15 protein-coding genes are annotated in these 17,285 nt (G+C 66.7%); 2 read left to right on the plus strand and 13 right to left on the minus strand.

What is annotated here, in order from left to right; all coding sequences use genetic code 11:
* Positions 1 to 65 precede the first annotated feature (65 nt).
* Genes Q7W82_RS15545 through Q7W82_RS15570 form a run of 6 tightly spaced genes read right to left on the minus strand, consistent with a single transcriptional unit; the run spans position 66 to position 6,787 of the window.
* Positions 66 to 485 carry a type IV pilin protein gene (locus tag Q7W82_RS15545; RefSeq protein WP_242160815.1) on the minus strand — a complete coding sequence of 140 codons (420 nt, stop codon included), beginning with the start codon at positions 483 to 485 and terminating at the stop codon, positions 66 to 68.
* Positions 485 to 4,243 carry a pilus assembly protein gene (locus Q7W82_RS15550; RefSeq protein WP_242160816.1) on the minus strand — a complete coding sequence of 1,253 codons (3,759 nt, stop codon included), beginning with the start codon at positions 4,241 to 4,243 and terminating at the stop codon, positions 485 to 487. The genes Q7W82_RS15545 and Q7W82_RS15550 overlap by 1 nt, the downstream gene beginning before the upstream one ends.
* Before the next feature lie 10 nt (positions 4,244 to 4,253).
* Positions 4,254 to 4,829, minus strand: a complete 576-nt coding sequence (locus Q7W82_RS15555; RefSeq protein WP_242160817.1) for a PilX N-terminal domain-containing pilus assembly protein — start codon at positions 4,827 to 4,829, stop codon at positions 4,254 to 4,256.
* Complete coding sequence (locus Q7W82_RS15560; RefSeq protein WP_242160853.1) at positions 4,826 to 5,731, minus strand: PilW family protein; 906 nt, start codon at positions 5,729 to 5,731, stop codon at positions 4,826 to 4,828. Before Q7W82_RS15560 ends, Q7W82_RS15555 begins: the two co-directional genes overlap by 4 nt.
* A 59-nt stretch (positions 5,732 to 5,790) precedes the next feature.
* Complete coding sequence (pilV, locus tag Q7W82_RS15565) at positions 5,791 to 6,267, minus strand: type IV pilus modification protein PilV (RefSeq protein ID WP_242160818.1); 477 nt, start codon at positions 6,265 to 6,267, stop codon at positions 5,791 to 5,793.
* A gap of 25 nt (positions 6,268 to 6,292) precedes the next feature.
* A complete protein-coding gene (locus Q7W82_RS15570; RefSeq protein WP_242160854.1) occupies positions 6,293 to 6,787 on the minus strand; it encodes a GspH/FimT family pseudopilin in 495 nt (164 codons plus the stop codon).
* Between the two features lie 228 nt (positions 6,788 to 7,015).
* Here Q7W82_RS15570 and Q7W82_RS15575 point away from each other — a divergent pair, with 228 nt between their 5' ends.
* On the plus strand, positions 7,016 to 8,053 hold the full coding sequence (locus Q7W82_RS15575) for a histidine kinase (RefSeq protein WP_242160819.1): 1,038 nt from the start codon (positions 7,016 to 7,018) through the stop codon (positions 8,051 to 8,053).
* Here Q7W82_RS15575 and ppnN read toward each other — a convergent pair.
* The 5 genes from ppnN to grxD form a co-directional block, all read right to left on the minus strand.
* Complete coding sequence (gene ppnN, locus Q7W82_RS15580; RefSeq protein ID WP_242160820.1) at positions 8,043 to 9,431, minus strand: nucleotide 5'-monophosphate nucleosidase PpnN; 1,389 nt, start codon at positions 9,429 to 9,431, stop codon at positions 8,043 to 8,045. The two genes, Q7W82_RS15575 and ppnN, sit on opposite strands and share 11 nt — an antisense overlap.
* Positions 9,432 to 9,545: 114 nt before the next feature.
* Positions 9,546 to 12,767 (minus strand): TonB-dependent receptor, encoded by a 3,222-nt coding sequence (locus Q7W82_RS15585; protein WP_242160855.1) that lies wholly within the window; start codon positions 12,765 to 12,767, stop codon positions 9,546 to 9,548.
* Between the two features lie 403 nt (positions 12,768 to 13,170).
* Positions 13,171 to 13,770 (minus strand): MarC family protein, encoded by a 600-nt coding sequence (locus tag Q7W82_RS15590; protein ID WP_048489899.1) that lies wholly within the window; start codon positions 13,768 to 13,770, stop codon positions 13,171 to 13,173.
* Positions 13,767 to 14,507, minus strand: a complete 741-nt coding sequence (locus tag Q7W82_RS15595; RefSeq protein ID WP_242160821.1) for an SDR family NAD(P)-dependent oxidoreductase — start codon at positions 14,505 to 14,507, stop codon at positions 13,767 to 13,769. Before Q7W82_RS15595 ends, Q7W82_RS15590 begins: the two co-directional genes overlap by 4 nt.
* Positions 14,504 to 14,824, minus strand: coding sequence for a Grx4 family monothiol glutaredoxin (gene grxD / locus Q7W82_RS15600; protein ID WP_010342114.1), 321 nt, complete (start codon positions 14,822 to 14,824; stop codon positions 14,504 to 14,506). The genes Q7W82_RS15595 and grxD overlap by 4 nt, the downstream gene beginning before the upstream one ends.
* Before the next feature lie 125 nt (positions 14,825 to 14,949).
* On the opposite strand from grxD, the gene Q7W82_RS15605 reads away from it, so the two are divergent.
* Positions 14,950 to 15,525 carry a Fe-Mn family superoxide dismutase gene (locus Q7W82_RS15605; RefSeq protein WP_242160822.1) on the plus strand — a complete coding sequence of 192 codons (576 nt, stop codon included), beginning with the start codon at positions 14,950 to 14,952 and terminating at the stop codon, positions 15,523 to 15,525.
* Positions 15,526 to 15,620: 95 nt separating this feature from the next.
* Here the strand turns inward: Q7W82_RS15605 and Q7W82_RS15610 are convergent, their stop codons facing one another.
* Positions 15,621 to 16,769, minus strand: a complete 1,149-nt coding sequence (locus tag Q7W82_RS15610; protein WP_242160823.1) for a 5-(carboxyamino)imidazole ribonucleotide synthase — start codon at positions 16,767 to 16,769, stop codon at positions 15,621 to 15,623.
* Positions 16,766 to 17,269 (minus strand): 5-(carboxyamino)imidazole ribonucleotide mutase, encoded by a 504-nt coding sequence (purE, locus tag Q7W82_RS15615; RefSeq protein WP_242160824.1) that lies wholly within the window; start codon positions 17,267 to 17,269, stop codon positions 16,766 to 16,768. The genes Q7W82_RS15610 and purE overlap by 4 nt, the downstream gene beginning before the upstream one ends.
* Between the last annotated feature and the right edge of the window lie 16 nt (positions 17,270 to 17,285).

Here is a 17,285-nt window from a genome sequence, read left to right on the forward strand (position 1 = left end):
CATGACAATCGCAAGGGGTGGGAGCGCGCACGTTGCGACCGCAGCTGCGCCCTATCCGCCGAGTCTCACCAGCAGGTGCCCTCGCCCGCGCCGGTGGACGTGGTGCGCGCGCCCTTCTGGTCGATGCTCAGCGAACCGCACTGCGTGTCCTTGGCCAACTGCGGACCGGTCGGCGTGGCGGTCAGCTTGAACGTGTTGGCGGTCGGCGTGCCGGTGAAATCGACGCTGTAGAACTGCACGGCATCGGTTCCGCATTGCGGCTTGGGGACACCCACGTAGGTCATGTTGGTCGTGTAGTAGCGCTCGATCAGCTGCGCACCTTGCTGCAGGCAGACAGACGCCGCGGAGCGGCGTGACTTCACGATGTGCGATTGGTAGCTGGCGAACGCGATCGCCGCCAGAACACCCACGATCGCGACCACGATCATCAGTTCGATCAGGGTGAAGCCGCGCTGCCGGCCGGACGAAAAGGACGAAAGTCGCATCAGTTGTTCCTCAGAAGTTCGCGCCAGGACACGCGCTTCATGCTGAGCGCGCTGCTGTTGGTGCCGAGCGTGGTCGTACTCGCATTGTCCAATGCGATCTGCATCTGGTTGCCAATGAAGATCGGGCTGTTGGGGCTGCTGTCCAGGCCGATGCCGGAGACAGGGGTGCCATTGAGGGTATCGCCGGTGCTGGATCCGCCGCTGCCGTCCAGGTCGAAGAAGGATTGGGACAGCCGGCCACCGGTGAACGGGTTGATCGCCATCACGAAGCCCTTGCCACTGGGGCTGCACACGTCCCCAGAATCCGGAATACGCGTGGTGCCGATCAGCGCCGTGCCCTGGAAGAAGTTGGATACCACCATGCGCTCGCCCTGCGGCGTGCCGGGAGGCGATAGCAGGTCCATGTACCAGCCATCCTGCCCGGCGCTGGGCTTGTCCTCGATCACCCGCACGGCAAAGCCGTTGACGGTGCCTTCCTGCAGGATGTTGACCTTGTTCAGGGTGGCGCGACTGGAGGGAATGGTGCTGCCGCGGTCGATCAGACCGTACCAGCTCTGCACGTCCTTGTTGCCCAGATCGCCGCTGGACAGGTACTTGCCGGTCCCGAAGAACACCCAGGTCAGGCCCGTCGCCGGGTCCTTCGCCGCCGTGGGCGCGGCGGTGATCGGCTGCGCCTTGGCTCCATAGCTGGCGGAGAACAGCCTGCTCGCGGTACCGCTCGCGCCGGTCATGTTGAATCGCCAGACATTCCCGTTGAGATCGCCGGCATACAGGCGATCGACGATGAAATCGTTGTTGGACGACCAGGCCAGCACACCGGACAGGCCATTGTTGCCGCTAGACCCCGTCTGGATACGGCTGGACGCACCGGTGATGGCGTTCACCAGGATGAGATCGGCCGAATCGCCGCTGCTGTTGGGGCCGTTGCCGAGCATGGCGTACCACTGGCCGTTGGCGAGTTGCCCGATGATCGGCTTGCCGAGATTGTTGCCCAGTCCGACGAGGTCGGTGGTCGTGGAGGTCTTGTCCCACAGCAACGTGATGTTGTTGGGGTCGGTGACATCTAGCGCGAACATGCCCTTGCCGCCCCGCCCCATGGTGCCGATCAGTACCGAGCGCCAGCTGCCCCCGGAGTAGACGTCCGACACGGTGAGTTCGCCGTCCACGTAATAGCGGTGCTCGTAATTCGGATCGGTGTAGTTGAGCAGTCCGGTCATCGCCGCTCTCGGCACGAAGGCGAACTTCTCCACACCGGTGCCGGCATCGAACCCATGCAGCATGCCGTCATTGGCGCCGACATAGATCATCGGCGTACGCGTGGACTTGGCTGCGGCGAAGGAGGCGTAAGTGCTGGCGCCGTTGAACGTCGCCGTCGTGTACAGCCGCGGGTTGGGTGCTCCGACATAGACCGGCTGCGAGTTGACGATGTCGCCCAGGATGCCGGTACGGGTACGCAGGACGCCACCGTTGGCCTTCTCCTGCGAGCGATCGCCACGCAGATAGTTGATCTGGTTCTGCGTCGCGGACGACAACGGCGTTCCGGAGAGTCTGCCGTAGGCAAAATTGTCCAGATTCCCACTCGAGTTGACGAACTTGATCGTCCGGGTATCCCAGGCCGGGAACTGCGCGCTGGCGCTCCACGCCTGCGTCAGCGCGCCGGTGGTCTGGTTGACGTCGTACGCCACCACATCGCCACGCCAGGTACCGCTATAGAACACCGACTGGTACGTCCGCGCGCCAGCCTCGAGCTTGGTGGTGTTGCTCGCCAGAGACGCTGCGGACCCCTTCATCTCCTCCAGAATGCGCTCGAACGCCTGGCGCAGGCTGGCCACCATCTTTTCCGCGTCGGCGGCGAGGTAGTAATTGTCCGGCTTCTTGTAGCCGGTATTGCCGTTGACGTACGAACTGCCGTCCCACCAGGTGGAGTCCGCCAGGGCGTTGATGTTGGTCTCCGGATCGTAGCCTTCCGGCACCCGGAAACCGCCGTACTTCGTGGTCAACCAGTACTGATTGGTGTTCGGCGACTTGTAATCGCCATACTCCACCACGTCGACCCAATGCGTGGACAACGTCTGCTTACCAGGCAAGCCGTCGCTGGCATTGTCGGGGCGCAGATCCTTGGTATGTGCGTCGTAGGCGAGCGCCGCGATGTACGCGGAATTGCCGTTGCCGTTGAACGAACTGGCGGTCGCCCGATTCGCCGCATCGGTCGCGTTGAAGCCTTCCTTGCGCCAGATCTGGCGCATGCGCGCAAGTACGTCGACCGAGGTGTCGTTCGTCACTTCCTGCGGCTTGCTCGGCTCGCCACTGAGATTGCTGCTGTTGCCCGGCAGATTCTTGTCGTAATGCGTGTTGGTATCGCCGATCCCGAGGATCACGTTGACCTGGCACCGATAGGAGATCGGATCGTTCCAGTTGGTGATGACCGGGAAACCGTCGGCCTGCTGGTACCTGGTCTGCGCGCTTCCGCTCAGCGCCGAGTAGGCGGCGATATTGCCCTGGTGCTTGAAGTAGCGGATTGCGGCGTAGTACAGCTCGCTGACGTCGTCGTACGACTTGACGTTCTTGCCGGTCTTGAGCTGACCGAACTTGTTGAGGTAATTGATGACGCCGCTGTTGACGATCTGATAGTTCGGATCGGTTCCGATCAACGCCGACGTCGCGGCCGCATCGGCAGTATCCGGATTCTGATAGATGACGCCGGTCTGCGGATCCCATTCGCTCGCCGCATTGGCCAGCCGCCCCTCGTCGGGATTGTAGGTAAACGGGCCGACGAACTTCTGCTTGGCACGCAGAATGCCGCTGTCGGCACCGGCACCCTGCTGGATGTCGACGTTCTTGTAGCCGAAAATGCTGTAGCGGATTCGCTTGGAGTACTGCTGGATCAGGCCTTCCGGCTTGTAGTACCCGCTGGGATAAGCGACACAGTTATCTTCCAGGTAGGCGGTTCCGAGGCTGGCATCGCACACCTTGACTCGCACCGAGACCTGGAACGTCAACGTCGTATCGCGCACGCACCCCAGATTCAAAGGGGTGTTGCACGGAGAACCATCCGACCTGAGAAAGCTACCGTTCAAGGCATGCTTGCTTGGATCGTAGGCAATCTGCTGATTGGAGGAAGGGTCGACCAGGTTGCCGTTGGCAAAGAACATCTGGTTGCCCAGCCCGTCGATGCGCATGTTGAAATTCTGCCACTGCGCACCGGTCCCTCCCGCGATCAACGTCGCGTTGTTGCTGATCGAACGACGCGGGAAGTTGCTGGTCGCGACGCGATCGGCAACCGCCTTTTCCAGCAGCGTCTCGCTCGCCGTGTCGCGCGAACGATAGCCGCCGGTCAGCGCCGAGCGGAACGGATCGATGGTCTGGGTTGCGGCCCAGTTGAGGAAGTTGCCCGCCCACACGCCCGCGCCGGTGCAGGCATAGCTGCTCGGATTGTTGCCCAGCATGCTGACCGGATAGAAATAACGATCGCTCTCCGTGTCACTGTAGTGGTATCTGTAGCACTTCTCGGAATCGAAGTAGCCGACGAACCTGCTCGTCACCGAATAGGTATCAGAGAGGTTTGCCTTGCTGATCACCGTGGGGAATTCCACCGACGGCACGAAGGTCAGGTTGCCCGGTACGTCACTGCCCACATACAGCGGCGACTGCGAAACGTCCACATCGGCGCCAGCACCACCAACGGTACCGATGAATACACCGGCCACCACGGCAAGGAGCCAGTCCCGGTACGTCGTCTTCTTCGCTCGACTGGTCATAGAGGGATCCTTACTTGACGGTGACGTTGGTCTGCAGCACGACGATGGCCCGACCGTTGGAAGCGGCCGGGTTGCCGCTGCGCGCGATGACGCGGTAGTAGTGCTCCAGCGAGGTGCCGCCGGTGCCGCCGTACTGGTTCTGATTGATGCTCGACCCCAGACCCAACTGATCCTCGCTGGTGCGCTGGCCCAGATACTGGATGTAGTACTGCGCCGGGACCGCCTGGCCGGTGGGCTTCACCGTGCCGTCCACCCAGCACTCCTGGGCGCCCAACGCGCAGCCGCTGGCATTGCCCGTATACGTGTTGCTCGGAACGGCCGGGCACACCGTCGTTCCCGACGAACAGTTGAAACCGATGGTGTTGCCGGCCGCGGCGGCGACCTGAATGGCCTTCTCCGCATCGCGCAAGGCGCCTTCGGCGGCCTGGAATCCCAGGCTGCGGTCGTACATGTTGGAGGACATGCGCTCCTGCAGCAGCGTCCCGCGCAAGACAGCGAGTCCCAGCAGGGTCATCACCAGCAACAGCAGCAGGACGACGATGAGCGAGATGCCGGCCTGCCGGCGGGGCGATGGCGACGTGTTCACGGGTTCCGGTTCCTGATGCTCACGATCGTGCTGAAAGTCCGCGTCACCGGCTGCTTGTTTGCGCCGGCGGACGTATTGGCGCTGACGGTCATGTTGATCTGCACCGCGATCACGTTGGCCCAGTTGGCCACGGCATTCGCATCGACATAGGCGGTGCCGCCGGTGGACAGGTACTTGAACTGCAGGCCGGTGACGCCATCGGCGATTTCGTTCTTCTGGCTCGTGCCGCCGGGCGCGATCACTTCCTGATACAGCGAGGTGCCACCCGCTCCTCCGCTGCTGGCCGCGACATACCACCGCACCGCGCGCACTTCGGTCAGGATGGAGTTGATCTCGTAGGTGTAATTGTTCGAGCCGGCGACGCACACGCCCGGCAGGCGTCCAAGCCGCGTGCAGGTATTGAGGCCGCCGCTCGCGTAGCTGGCCGTGGTACCGGAAACGCTGTTCACCTGCAGCACCGCCAGTTGCTGGCGATCGCACAGCAGCATGACCGCATTGCTGTGCAGGTCCGGCGCTGCCGCGTTGAGCGTCAGCGTCTGGTTGGCGGGGTTGTGCGCAGTCACGGTGGCGCCGCCGGTACCCGCGGAGAGGATCTGGATCGCGTCGGTGCCTGCCGTGACGGTGAGGCCGGACGGGTTGCTGTTCTCGTAGCCGGTCAGCGGCAGCGCCCAGTTCATCCACCAGCTCGCCGTGGGATTGTTCAGCACGTTCGCGACCGGCAATCCCGAATCGCAAGGATTGCCGCCCGCCTCGCGGATGTCCTGCGCCATCATCTCGAAACCGGTCCGGGCCGATTCCTGAAGCCGGCTCAAGCCCTCGGTGGCCGCATAGGTCTGGCGGTTGGAGAGGAAGATGCCGATCGCGGCACCCACTACCAACAGGCCGAGCAGCATCGAGATCATCAGTTCGATCAGGTTGAAGCCGGATTGGCGCCGTGGCGGCGTAAGCGCGATACGTAGTTTCACAGTTGGGCCGTCGTGATCAGGGTCTGGGTCGCGCTGCCACTCGTGTTGCCGTTAGCACTGGAGTTCACTCCGCGGCTGTCGTCCCATTGCACGGTGATCGTGCAATTGCCGTCGTTGCAGGCGATGGAGCCGCAGGTCGTCGTCGGGTCGCCACCGATCGCCGTCTTCAACCCACTGAGCCAGACGGCCTTGTCGCTCGCCACCAGATCGCCCGCCGCCGGTGCCGTGCACAGCATGCTGCCGGTGTTGTAGGCCCCCAGCATCGCCGCGCTGCGGTTGGCCCGCATCGCATCAAGGATCGTGTAGGTCTGCATGACGATCTGGCTGCGCTGCAGCGCGCTCTGGTTGTTGCGCAGCGCCGTGGTCTGCATCGCCGCCACGCCGAGCATCCCCACTCCCAGGATCAACACCGAGATCATCACCTCGATGAGGGTGACGCCCGCCATGTGTCTGCCGCTCTGGAACCGCTTCATGGTGTCTCCGCTTGCCGGAACCGGCTTAGCCGGGGGTGGTGCATCTGCCGCCGTCGGATGTCGAGGTGACCTGGGCGCGGCTGCCGCCCATCAGGTTGACGGTCCGGACGTTGTTGGAGGGGTTGGTGACCGCCATGCAGACCACGATGCCCCCCGAGAGCGGCGTGCCGCTGCTGTTGCGCGCGATGCCGTCGGCGCCGAAGGTCAGCTTGTCGCCCAGTGCGTCCAGTGTGGCGCTGGTGACGACCAGACCGGTGCGCAGGGTCGTGCTGCGCAGCACGGTGCCGTCGCGGGCGACGGTCAGGTAGCGGGTCCAGTTGCCGCCGCTGGCGCAGGTGGCGCCGTCGTCGCTGCGGCACAGGCTGACGCCGCCGTTCAGGCGTACTGCCTCCGAGCGCGTCAACTGCACTGCGGCAATCAGTTCGTTGGCAGCGCCGGTCAGCCGGTTGCTGCGGATCAGGCCGGTGAAGCTGGGCACCGCCAGCGCCATGATGATGGCCAGCACCGCCACGGTGACCATCAGCTCCACCAGCGTGAAGCCACGCTGCGTCCGCTCGGCAAGACCACGCTCGCAAGGCACCGCCATCTCCTTCCCCAGATTCTCCCGTCGGCCACGCTAGCGGCCGGAGCGCCCCCGCGCCAGCCGTTGCCGACGGATGGCGGATATGGGGGAGTGGACGGGCCGTGCGCGGCACCGCGCCAGCCGGCATGATGCACCTCGGCCCTGCCCCACCGCCTTCCGCCCCCGATGCCCGCCTCCGCCTACTCCAACGACCAGTTGCAGGTCCTCAAGCAACCCTCGACCCTGATCTGGATCGTGATGGCCGGCGAATGCATCGCCGCCATCCTGGCCCTGACCCCGGTCCCAGGCGCGGGCATGGCCGGGAGCCGTTGGGTCTACTTCGGGCTGGCGTCGCTGGGCATCCAGTGGGTCGCGCTGCTGACCCTGGCCAGCCTGCTGCTGTTGCGCCGGGCGCTGGTCGGATGCGGCTTCCTGTCCATCACCGTGGCCACGCTTGGCCTGATGCAGGCGCTGACCTGGCTGATCAGCGGGGTGATCCTGTATGCCTTCGGCGACTACTGGCAGCTCTCCAGCGGCGCATGGCTGGCACTGTCACTGCAATTGTCCGGGATCGCCCTGCTGATCGGCCTGCTCGGCATGGCCGCACTGCACAACCATGTGCGCATCAAGCAACTGGTCGAGCGCGCCAAGCAGGCCGAGATCGACGCGCTGACCGCGCGCGTGCAGCCGCACTTCCTGTTCAACACGCTCAACACCGCGGTGATGCTGGTGCACCGGCAGCCGCAGCAGGTGGAACAGTTGCTGATGGACCTGTCCGACCTGTTCCGCGCCGCGCTGGCCGCGCCCGACCTGGTCGACCTGCAGGACGAGATCGACCTGGCCAAGCGCTACCTGGACATCGAGGCGATCCGCTTCGGCCCGCGCCTGCGCGTGCACTGGGACGTGCCCGAGGCACCGGCACCGGTGCGGATTCCGCGGCTGTCGCTGCAACCGTTGCTGGAAAACGCCGTGCACCACGGCATCGAATGCAGCGCCGAGGGCGGCGAGATCGGCGTCGCCATCGACGCACGCGACGGCGCCCTGGAAATCCGCGTGCGCAACGCGGTGCCGGTGGGCGGCCTGGCGCCGCACATCGGCCGCGGCCACCGTGTGGGCCTGTCGGCCCTGCGCACGCGCCTGGACAGCCTGGAGGGCGCCTCGCTGCACACCGGCAGCGACGGCACCTGGTTCGTCGCGACGATCCGGATCGGGCTCAGGCCATGACCCGGTAGCAGGGCCGGTACTCGCCGGAGATCTTCATGCGGCGCTGCTCGACGAAGGCGCGCAGCAGTTCGTCCAGGGCCTGCATCATGTCCGCATCGCCATGGATCTCGAACGGGCCATGCTGCTCGATGCGGCGCATGCCGTCTTCCTTGACGTTGCCGGCGACGATGCCGGAGAAGGCACGGCGCAGGTCGGCCGCCAGCGCATGCGGCGGTCGCCCATGGTGCAGATCCAGCGCGGCCATCGCCTCGTGGGTCGGCTCGAACGGACGCTGGTACTCCAGCGGGATATCCACCGACCAGTTGAAGTAGAACGCGTCCTTCTGCTCCTTACGATGCGCGCGCACCTGCTGGATGCCGGCGGCCATCTTGCGCGCCACCGCCACCGGATCGCCGACCACGATCTCGTAGCGCGAGGTCGCCGCTTCGCCCAGGGTCAGGCGCAGGAAGCGGTCGATCTGCTCGAAGTACGGCGCGGCGATGGTCGGGCCGGTGAGGATCAGCGGGAACGGCAGGTCGCGGTTCTCCTCGCGCAGCAGGATGCCGAGCAGGTACAGGATCTCTTCGGCGGTGCCGACGCCGCCGGGGAACACGATGATGCCGTGGCCGATGCGGACGAAGGCCTCCAGGCGCTTCTCGATGTCCGGCATGATCACCAGGTGGTTGACGATCGGGTTCGGCGACTCGGCCGCGATGATGCCCGGCTCGGTCACGCCGATGTAGCGGTTGTCGTGCTTGCGCTGCTTGGCGTGGGCAATGGTGGCGCCCTTCATCGGCCCCTTCATCGCGCCGGGGCCGCAGCCGGTGCAGATGTCCAGGCCGCGCAGGCCCAGCTCGTAGCCCACCTGCTTGGTGTACAGGTACTCGTCGCGCGAGATCGAATGGCCGCCCCAGCACACCACCAGCTTGGGATCGGTCGGCTGCAGGATGCGCGCGTTGCGCAACTGCCCGAACACCGCGTTGGTGATGCCTTCGCTGGACTGCAGGTCGGTGGTCGACTCGGGGCCGAGTTCGATGGCCATGTAGGCCAGGTCGCGGACCACGGCGAACAGCAGCTCGGCCACGCCGTTGATGATCTCGCCGTCGACGAAGGCCATCGCCGGCGCGTTGAGCAGGTCGATGCGCACGCCGCGATCGCGCTGCACCACCTGGATGTCGAAATCCGGATACAGATCGCGCGCAGCGCGCGGGTCGTCGGACGCGCTGCCGCTGGTCAGCACCGCCAGCGCGCAGCGCCGCAGCAGTTCGTGCAGACCGCCGCTGGAGGCATCGCGCAGCCGCGCCACTTCCACGCGGGAGAGGATGTCCAGGCCGCCGCGCGGGTAGATCCGCGCATCCACTACCGGCAGCGCGCGCGCCGCCGTATTGCTGGTCGTCATATCGGAGTTCTTGTCGTTGTGGTCAGCCGGCTGACTTTAACGTCAGCCCCCACAAAAGGAAAACGGCCGGGTCGCCCCGGCCGTTTCCCACGCTTCAGCTAGCTTGCGCCGCGATCAGAACTGATAGCGGAAGCCCAACTGCAGCGACCACTGCGACACGCCGGTATTGAACCCGTCGGCGTCGGCATTGGCGGCCGTCGGCTGGTCGGTATACAGGGTGTTGTACACGTACTTGCCCTGGTAGATGCCCTGCAGGTTGGCGACGCGGGCGTCGGCGTAGAAGCCGTAGTCGTAGATCCGGCCCCACTTCTTGTTCAGCAGGTTGCCCACGTTCTGGATGTCCAGCCAGACCTCGGACTTGTGGCCCTTGAAGAAGCCGGGCAGCTGCTGGGTGATGCGCACGTCGAAGGTGTTGATCCAGCCGGAACGGAAGCCGTTGGCCGGGGCGTAGCTGCCGGCGTACTTGGCCAGCTGCGGGTTCTTGGCCAGCCAGTCGAAGAACTGCTGCTGCAGCGCCGGGTTGGCGGTGAACGCACCGGTGCTGCTCAGCGTGCCGAACAGCACGTCGCCCGGGCCCTTCGGCACGTAGAACAGGTCGTTGGTCGAACGGCCGTCGCCGTTGGCGTCGCCGTTGAACACGTAGCTGTACGGACGGCCGCTACGGCCTTCGTAGACCAGGCCCACGCGGGTCTCGTAGTCGCCGAAGAACATGTGCTTCCAGTCCAGCGAGCCGGAGATGCGGTCCTTGATCTCGTAGCGCGAGGTGTTCTCGGTTTCCGAGTTGGCGTTGAAGGCGTACTGGTAGCCCCAGCCCGAGCTGGCGGTGGAGCTGGTCAGCGAACCGACTTCGGTGGCGTGGGTATAGGTGTAGCCCAGGCTCCAGGACCAGTCGCCGCCTTCGCTGAACGGCTTGGACAGCGACACGGTGAACTGCTGGGTCTTGCCCTTGTCGGTGTTGTCGATCAGGTAGACGTCGCTATACGCCTGATTGCGGTTGTAGCGGTTGTTGCTGGAGGCCCACGGACGACCGGTCTGCGACGGGTTCCAGTACAGCGCGCGGCCGTCCGGACCGTAGTAGGCCGGGCTCGGATCCTGGCCCGGGCCGTTGACGCGACCGATGTTCAGGCTCTTGTAGTACAGGCCGTCCTTGACCTTGGTCACCAGCAGCTCGGCCGAGGCCACGATGCCGTACCACGGCAGTTCGTGATCCAGCGCCAGGTTGGCCTTGTACAGCGACGGCAGCTTGAAGTCGTTGCCGACGAAGCTCACGCCCTGGGTCGCCGACCCCGGGGTGTTGGGCACCGGCTGGGTGTCCTTGTTGGGGCTGAACGGCAGGGCCGGGTTGTAGGCGGTGTAGCTGTAGGCGTTGTAGTTGAAGCCGGTGTTGGAGTAGCTGTTGCCGATCCACACCTGCGGCGCATCGCCCTGGAACAGGCCCACGCCACCGCGCAGCTGGGTCGGACGGTCGGTGTCGAAGGTGTAGTTGAAGCCGAAGCGCGGCTGGATCAGGAAATCGCCGTTGAAGACCTTGCTGTTGTCGTAGCCGAAGTAGGCCTGCGCCGCCGCGTTGTAGGTCGGATCCGGGCTCACGCTCGCACGATCGCCACGCAGACCCAGGGTCAGGGTCAGGTTGTTGTTGACGTACCAGGTGTCCTGCACGAACAGGCCGAGGTTGCTGTTCTTGTAGTCGGCCGCGATCGAACCCGGGCTACGCTCCTGGTTGAGCTGGTACGAGCTCCAGCGGCCGCTGGCGAAGTTGTCCAGGCCGAAGAAGGTGTACACGCCCCAGGTGTTGCGGCCGTACAGGTTGTAGATGTCGTTGGTGCTGTAGTCGACGCCGAACTTCAGGTTGTGGTTGTCCAGGGTCAGGGTGCCCGCACCGTAGTAGTTCCAGGTCTTGGTGGTGAGGATGTTGCCCTGCGAGTTGGTCTCGGTGCCCAGGTACAGCACGTCGCCGGTCGGGTTGGCGACCGTGCCGTCGAAGTACACGGCGATGCTCGGCGCGTTGGTCGGCACCACGCGGATCGCGGAGTAGTCGCGGTAGGACACCTTGAACTCGGTGGAGAAGTTCTCGGACCAGTCGCTGAACAGCTGGCCGACGTAGCTCTCGACCGACTTCTCGTGCTGGTACCAGTACGAGCTCAGCGAAGCCTGGCTGGAGCTGCCGGCGCCGTTGATGCGCAGCTTGCTCTGGTCGAGCTTGCTGTAGCGGAAGCTGGCGCGGTGGTTGTCGCTGATGTTCCAGTCGAGCTTGAGCGCGTATTCCTTCAGGTCGGTGTTGCCGTCGCTGTCCAGGGTGCCGGCGTCAAAGCCGTAGTTCTTGGCGATCTGCTGGGCGCGGGTCACGTCGGCCATGCCGTACTTGGCGTTGGCCTTGCCCAGCGCGGTGCTGCCCAGGTCCAGGCCCGGCGCGTCCTGCTGGAACTTCTCGTAGTTGGCGAAGAAGAACAGCTTGTCCTTGACGATCGGGCCGCCGAAGGTCGCGCCGTAGGTCTTCTCCTTGGTGAAGCCGTTGAACTTGCTGCCGTCCGGGTTGTCGCCGAACCAGTCGCCATCGCGATAGCTGCCGTACACCGAGCCGTGGAACTCGTTGGTACCGGACTTGGTCACCGCGTTGACGGTGGCGCCGGCGGCGCTGGCGATGCTGACGTCGTAGTTGGACAGGTTGACGTCGATGGCTTCGATGGCCTCCATCGACACCGGCTGGCGCCGGGTGGTCATGTTGTTGCCTTCCAGGCCGAAGGTGTCGCTGGCCGAGACGCCGTCGATGTTGATCGAGTTGTAGCGCGGGTTCAGGCCGCCGGCGCTGATGGTGCCCGAGGCGCGATCGACGAAGGCCACGCGCGGATCCAGGCGCATGTAGTCCTGGATGTTGCCGTTCATCGACGGCAGCGCTTCGATCTGCTCGCGGCCGACGTTGGTGCCCGAGCCCATCTTGGTGGCGCTGAACACTTCCGAGCCGGTGGCGATGGCGACGGCGTTGACCGTTTCCAGCGTGGTCGGCGCGGCCATGTCGCCGGTCAGGTCGGCGTTGATGGTGGCGTTCTGGTTGACGCTCAGGTACACGCCGTCTTCGGTCTTGGTGCCGTCGCCCGGCTTGGTGATGGTGATGCTGTACGGACCGCCGACGCGCAGGCCGCGCGCGTTGTAGCGACCGGCGGCATCGGTGGTGGCGCGGCTGACCGTGCCCGACTCGACGTGGGTGATGGTCACCTCGGCGCCAGCGACCGGCTGGCCGCCATGGGTCACCACACCGCCGACACCGGCGGAGGTGCTCTGGGCGAACACCGGCGCAGCGGCCAGCGCCGCGACGAGGCCCAGGGTGAGCTTGGACATCCGCAGACGGGGTTGAATCATTGCAATAGCCTCGATGGAGTTTGACAAAATGCGCGTGGCAAGCCGTGCGGGTACGGACGCACGACCGCGAAATAGTGGGCTGGTCACCCTTGCCGATTCCCCGCAAGGGTTAACGTGAGTTTAACACCATAGAGCGCATTTGTTGCCAAACCGTGACAACCAGACACCACCGGACATCACAAGACCCGAATCCCAGTTTTGGCGGGCATCGGCAGCCATCCGCGACGACGTCGTGACGTGGGCCGGGGACGGCGCGAGACCGGGTCGACAGGCGGCTGCCCGCGCAGGCAACGGGCGGCAGAGGCCTCCCCTGCAAAATCCACTTCCCTGCGCTCGATACCGCCCTCCCCGGCGGCACGGACCCGGGCGGTCAGGCGCTGGCTCAGCCGGCGACCGGCAGCTTCAGGTAGGCGCTGAGGCCGTCCAGGAACATCTGCACCGAGATCGCCACCAGCAGCATGCCCATCAGCCGCTCGACCGCGGTCAGCACGCGCATGCCGAGCAGCTTGTACAGCAGGGTGCCGGAGAACAGCAGGGCCGAGGTCGCCAGCCAGGCCAGGATCAGCGCCAGGCTCCATTCGCCCAGCCGCGTCGGCTCGTTGCTGCCCATCAGCATCACCGCGGCCATGCCGGAGGGGCCGGCCACCAGCGGGATGGCCAGCGGCACGATGAAGGGCTCGCCGTCGGGAATCTCGCCCATCAACCCTTCCGGGCGCGGGAAGATCATGCGGATGCCGATCAGGAACAGCACGATGCCGCCGGCGATCGCCACCGACTCCTGGCGCAGGTGCATCACTTCCAGCGCGTACTTGCCGCCCCACAGGAAGCCCATCAGCACGCCCAGCGCGATCAGCAGTTCGCGCGCCAGCACGATGCGCTGGCGCCGCGCCGGCAGCGGCTTGAGCACGCTGAGGAAGACCGGGATGTTGCCCAGCGGGTCGAGGATCAGGAACAGCAGCAGCGCTGCCGAGAGGATGGTCATGCCAGGGGATTCCAGATCGCGCCGCGGTGCGCGGCGCCGGCGGGCGACAACAGTTCGACGCAGGCGCCGGCATAACGCGCCGGGTCGACCGCGTCGAGGTCTTCTTGATGGGTGTAGGCGCGGGCGCGCAAGGCGGTGCGCATCGGCCCCGGCTGCAGCCCGGCCACGCGCACGTGCGAGGCGGCCAGTTCGCCGTGCAGGCTCGCGAGCAGGCCGCGGCGGCCATGCTGGGCCGCGCCGTAGCCGCCCCAGTAGGCCTGGCCGACCCGCGCCGGATCGTCCACGGCGAACACGATCGCGGCATCCTCGGCCTGCCGCAGCAACGGCAGGCAGGCCTGGGTCAGCCAGGCCGCGGCGGTCAGGTTGACGTGGAGGGCGCGCGCGAACTGGGCCGGATCGGCATGCTCGAACGGGGTCAGCCCGGCGAAGTCGGCGGCACAGTGCAGCAGCCCGTCCAGGCGGCCGAGCTCGCCCTGCAGGCGCTCGGCCAGGGTCGCATAGTCCGGCGGGGTGGCGCCGAGCAGGTCCAGCGGGTACAGCAGCGGCGCGGCACCGACCGCGGCGATCGCGTCGTAGACCCGGTTCAGGCGCGCCGGCTTGTGCCCGAGCAGGACCACCGTGGCCCCGGCCTGCGCGCAGGCCAGCGCCGCGGCGCTGCCGAGCCCGCCGGCGGCGCCGCTGACCAGGATCACCCGCTGCGCCAGCGCGCCGGCCTGCGGCGACGCAGGCGCGCTCACGACTGGTAGGCCTCGGTCACGATGCGCTGCAGCTCGCCGGACTCGAACAGCTCCATGGTGATGTCGCAGCCGCCGATCAGCTCGCCATGGATGAACAACTGCGGAAACGTCGGCCAGTTCGAGTAGCGCGGCAGGTTGGCACGGATCTCCGGCTCGTCGAGCACGTTGACGGTGTGCAGGCGGTCGGCGCCGGCGGCCAGCAGCGCCTGCAACGCGCGGCTGGAAAAGCCGCACATCGGGTACTGCGGCGTGCCCTTCATGAACAACACGATGGGATGGCGTTCGACGTCGGCCTGGATGCGCTCCATCACCTGCATGCGGGTTCTCTCCTGCTGGGGCGAAAGAACGACCTTGGCGGTCGGCTAGACTCTCGCGTAGCCGCATAGTGTAAGCCCTGCGCGCGGCAGTACCGCGACACGCACCCGAAACCGCCCGAGGATCCATGCCCATCGAACTCGCTCCCCTGCCCTACGCCGCCGCGTCGCTGGCCCCGCACCTGTCCGCCGCCGCGGTGGAACAGCACCACGCCCATGAGCGCGCCCTGGTGGAACGGCTCAATGCGCGGCTGGCCGGCAGCGACCTGGCAGAGCTGGCGCTGCCCGACCTGCTGCGGCGCGCCCAGGGCCGGCTGTTCCAGGAGGCGGCCGAGGTCTGGAACCACGCGTTCTACTGGCGCGGCCTGCGCCCGCGCGGCGGCGGCGAACCCGGCGGCGCGCTCGGCGAGCGCCTGGCCAAGAGCTTCGGCGACGTGGCCCGGTTCAAGGCCGAGTTCGAGCGCATGGCGCTGGCGGTGTTCGGCTCCGGCTGGGTGTGGCTGGTGCAGCGTCCGGACGGCAGCCTTGCGGTGGTCAGCACCGCCAACGCCGGCACGCCGCTGACCGGCGACGACACGCCGCTGCTGGCCTGCGACGTCTGGGAACATGCCTACTACACCGACTATCCCGGCGACCGCACGCGCTATCTGCAGGCGTTCTGGAAGCTGGTGAACTGGGAGTTCGCGGCGTCCAATCTGCGGTGAGCGGGGATTGGGGATTTGGGATTGGGGAGTCGCAGGAGCGGCGGCCGTGGCCGCCGGTTCCTGGCCCAGCGTGAGCTGGGCCACCTGCTGCTGGTTCAGCGCTGGCCGCGTAGGGCGGCGATCACCGGGGCCACCTGAGGGTCACGCTGGAGTTGCGCGCCCACCGCCTGCAGGGCCTGGGCCAGCGCCTCGGGCGTGTCCTCGCGCAGGGTGGCGTGGCCGACCTTGCGGCCTTCGCGCGGCTCCTTGCCGTAGTCGTGCCAATGCCCGCCAGGCTGCGTCAGCACCGGCGCGGCATCGGGCATCGCGCCGATCCAGTTGAGCATGCAGGCATGGCCGCGCATCCGGGTGGACCCGAGCGGCAGCCCCAGCACCGCGCGCAGGTGGTTCTCGAACTGCGAGGTCTCCGCGCCTTCGATGGTCCAGTGGCCGGAGTTGTGCACGCGCGGGGCCATCTCGTTGGCCAGCAGTTCGCCGTCGCGGCAAAACAGTTCCAGCGCGAACACGCCGACGTACTGCAGGCGCTCGGCCAGGGCACGCGCATGCGCCACCGCCGCCCGCTCCAGCGCGGCATCGGCCTGCGCCGGCGCCAGGCTGGCCGAGAGCACGCCATGCACGTGCCAGTTCTCGGTCAGCGGCCAGGTGCGGAATTCGCCGTCGCGGCCACGCACCGCCACCACGCTGACCTCGCGCTGGAACGGCACGAACGCCTCGGCGATCAGGCCCACGCTGGCCGCCTGCGCGCCCAGCGCCTCCCAGGCCGCATCGGCATCGGCGGCGGAGGCGATGCGGAACTGGCCCTTGCCGTCGTAGCCGAGCCGGCGGGTCTTGAGGATGCACGGCGTGCCGACCTGCGCCAGCGCCGCGTCCAGGTCGGCGCGGGTATCGATCGCGGCGAACGCCGGCACCGGAATGCCGAGCTCACGGAACAGGGTCTTCTCGGCCAGGCGGTCCTGCGCCACGGCCAGCGCGTCCGGGCTCGGGAACACCGGCACCTGCCCGGCCAGGGCGGCGGCGCTGTCCGCCGGCACGTTCTCGAAATCGAAGGTCGCCACATCGACCGCGTCGGCGAACGCGGCCAGCGCCGCCTGGTCGGCATAGTCGCCGACCCGCAGCGGCGCGACCTGCCCGGCACAGGCATCGGCCGCCGGATCCAGCAGCGCGAAGCGCAGGCCCAGCGGCACACCGGCCACCGCCATCATGCGCGCCAACTGCCCCGCGCCCAGAATGCCGACGGTGGTCATTGGCGCGGATCGTCCTTGGCCATCACGTCGTCGGTCTGGCGCCGGCGGAAGTCGCCCAGCGCGGTGCCGATCTCGGCATGGTCGTGCGCCAGCATGGCCGCGGCGAACAGCGCGGCGTTGGCCGCGCCGGCATTGCCGATCGCGAAGGTGGCCACCGGAATGCCGGCCGGCATCTGCACGATCGACAGCAGCGAATCCATGCCGTTGAGCGCCTTGGATTGCACCGGCACGCCCAGCACCGGCACCGCGGTCTTGGCCGCCAGCATGCCCGGCAGGTGCGCGGCGCCGCCGGCACCGGCCACGATCGCGCGCAGGCCGCGCCCGGCCGCTTGCTCGGCATAGGAGAACAACACGTCGGGGGTGCGGTGCGCCGACACCACCTTCACTTCATAGGGCACGCCCAGCGCATCGAGTTTCTGCGCCGCATGCTGCATGGTCTCCCAGTCGGAGCGGGAACCCATCACGATGCCGACGAGCGGCGCGGTTTGCTTGGAGGTCATGGCCGTCCCCTGCCTT

This window comes from Xanthomonas indica (genome assembly GCF_040529045.1).
GTDB lineage: Bacteria > Pseudomonadota > Gammaproteobacteria > Xanthomonadales > Xanthomonadaceae > Xanthomonas_A > Xanthomonas_A indica.

Coding starts and splice junctions, on each gene's coding strand:
- Q7W82_RS15545 (WP_242160815.1), bottom strand. CDS start 485: ATGCGACTTTCGTCCTTTTCGTCCGGCCGGCAGCGCGGCTTCACCCTG.
- Q7W82_RS15550 (WP_242160816.1), bottom strand. CDS start 4,243: ATGACCAGTCGAGCGAAGAAGACGACGTACCGGGACTGGCTCCTTGCC.
- Q7W82_RS15560 (WP_242160853.1), bottom strand. CDS start 5,731: ATGATCTCGATGCTGCTCGGCCTGTTGGTAGTGGGTGCCGCGATCGGC.
- pilV (WP_242160818.1), bottom strand. CDS start 6,267: ATGAAGCGGTTCCAGAGCGGCAGACACATGGCGGGCGTCACCCTCATC.
- Q7W82_RS15570 (WP_242160854.1), bottom strand. CDS start 6,787: ATGGTCACCGTGGCGGTGCTGGCCATCATCATGGCGCTGGCGGTGCCC.
- Q7W82_RS15575 (WP_242160819.1), top strand. CDS start 7,016: ATGCCCGCCTCCGCCTACTCCAACGACCAGTTGCAGGTCCTCAAGCAA.
- ppnN (WP_242160820.1), bottom strand. CDS start 9,431: ATGACGACCAGCAATACGGCGGCGCGCGCGCTGCCGGTAGTGGATGCG.
- Q7W82_RS15585 (WP_242160855.1), bottom strand. CDS start 12,767: ATGTCCAAGCTCACCCTGGGCCTCGTCGCGGCGCTGGCCGCTGCGCCG.
- Q7W82_RS15590 (WP_048489899.1), bottom strand. CDS start 13,770: ATGACCATCCTCTCGGCAGCGCTGCTGCTGTTCCTGATCCTCGACCCG.
- grxD (WP_010342114.1), bottom strand. CDS start 14,824: ATGCAGGTGATGGAGCGCATCCAGGCCGACGTCGAACGCCATCCCATC.
- Q7W82_RS15605 (WP_242160822.1), top strand. CDS start 14,950: ATGCCCATCGAACTCGCTCCCCTGCCCTACGCCGCCGCGTCGCTGGCC.
- Q7W82_RS15610 (WP_242160823.1), bottom strand. CDS start 16,769: ATGACCACCGTCGGCATTCTGGGCGCGGGGCAGTTGGCGCGCATGATG.
- purE (WP_242160824.1), bottom strand. CDS start 17,269: ATGACCTCCAAGCAAACCGCGCCGCTCGTCGGCATCGTGATGGGTTCC.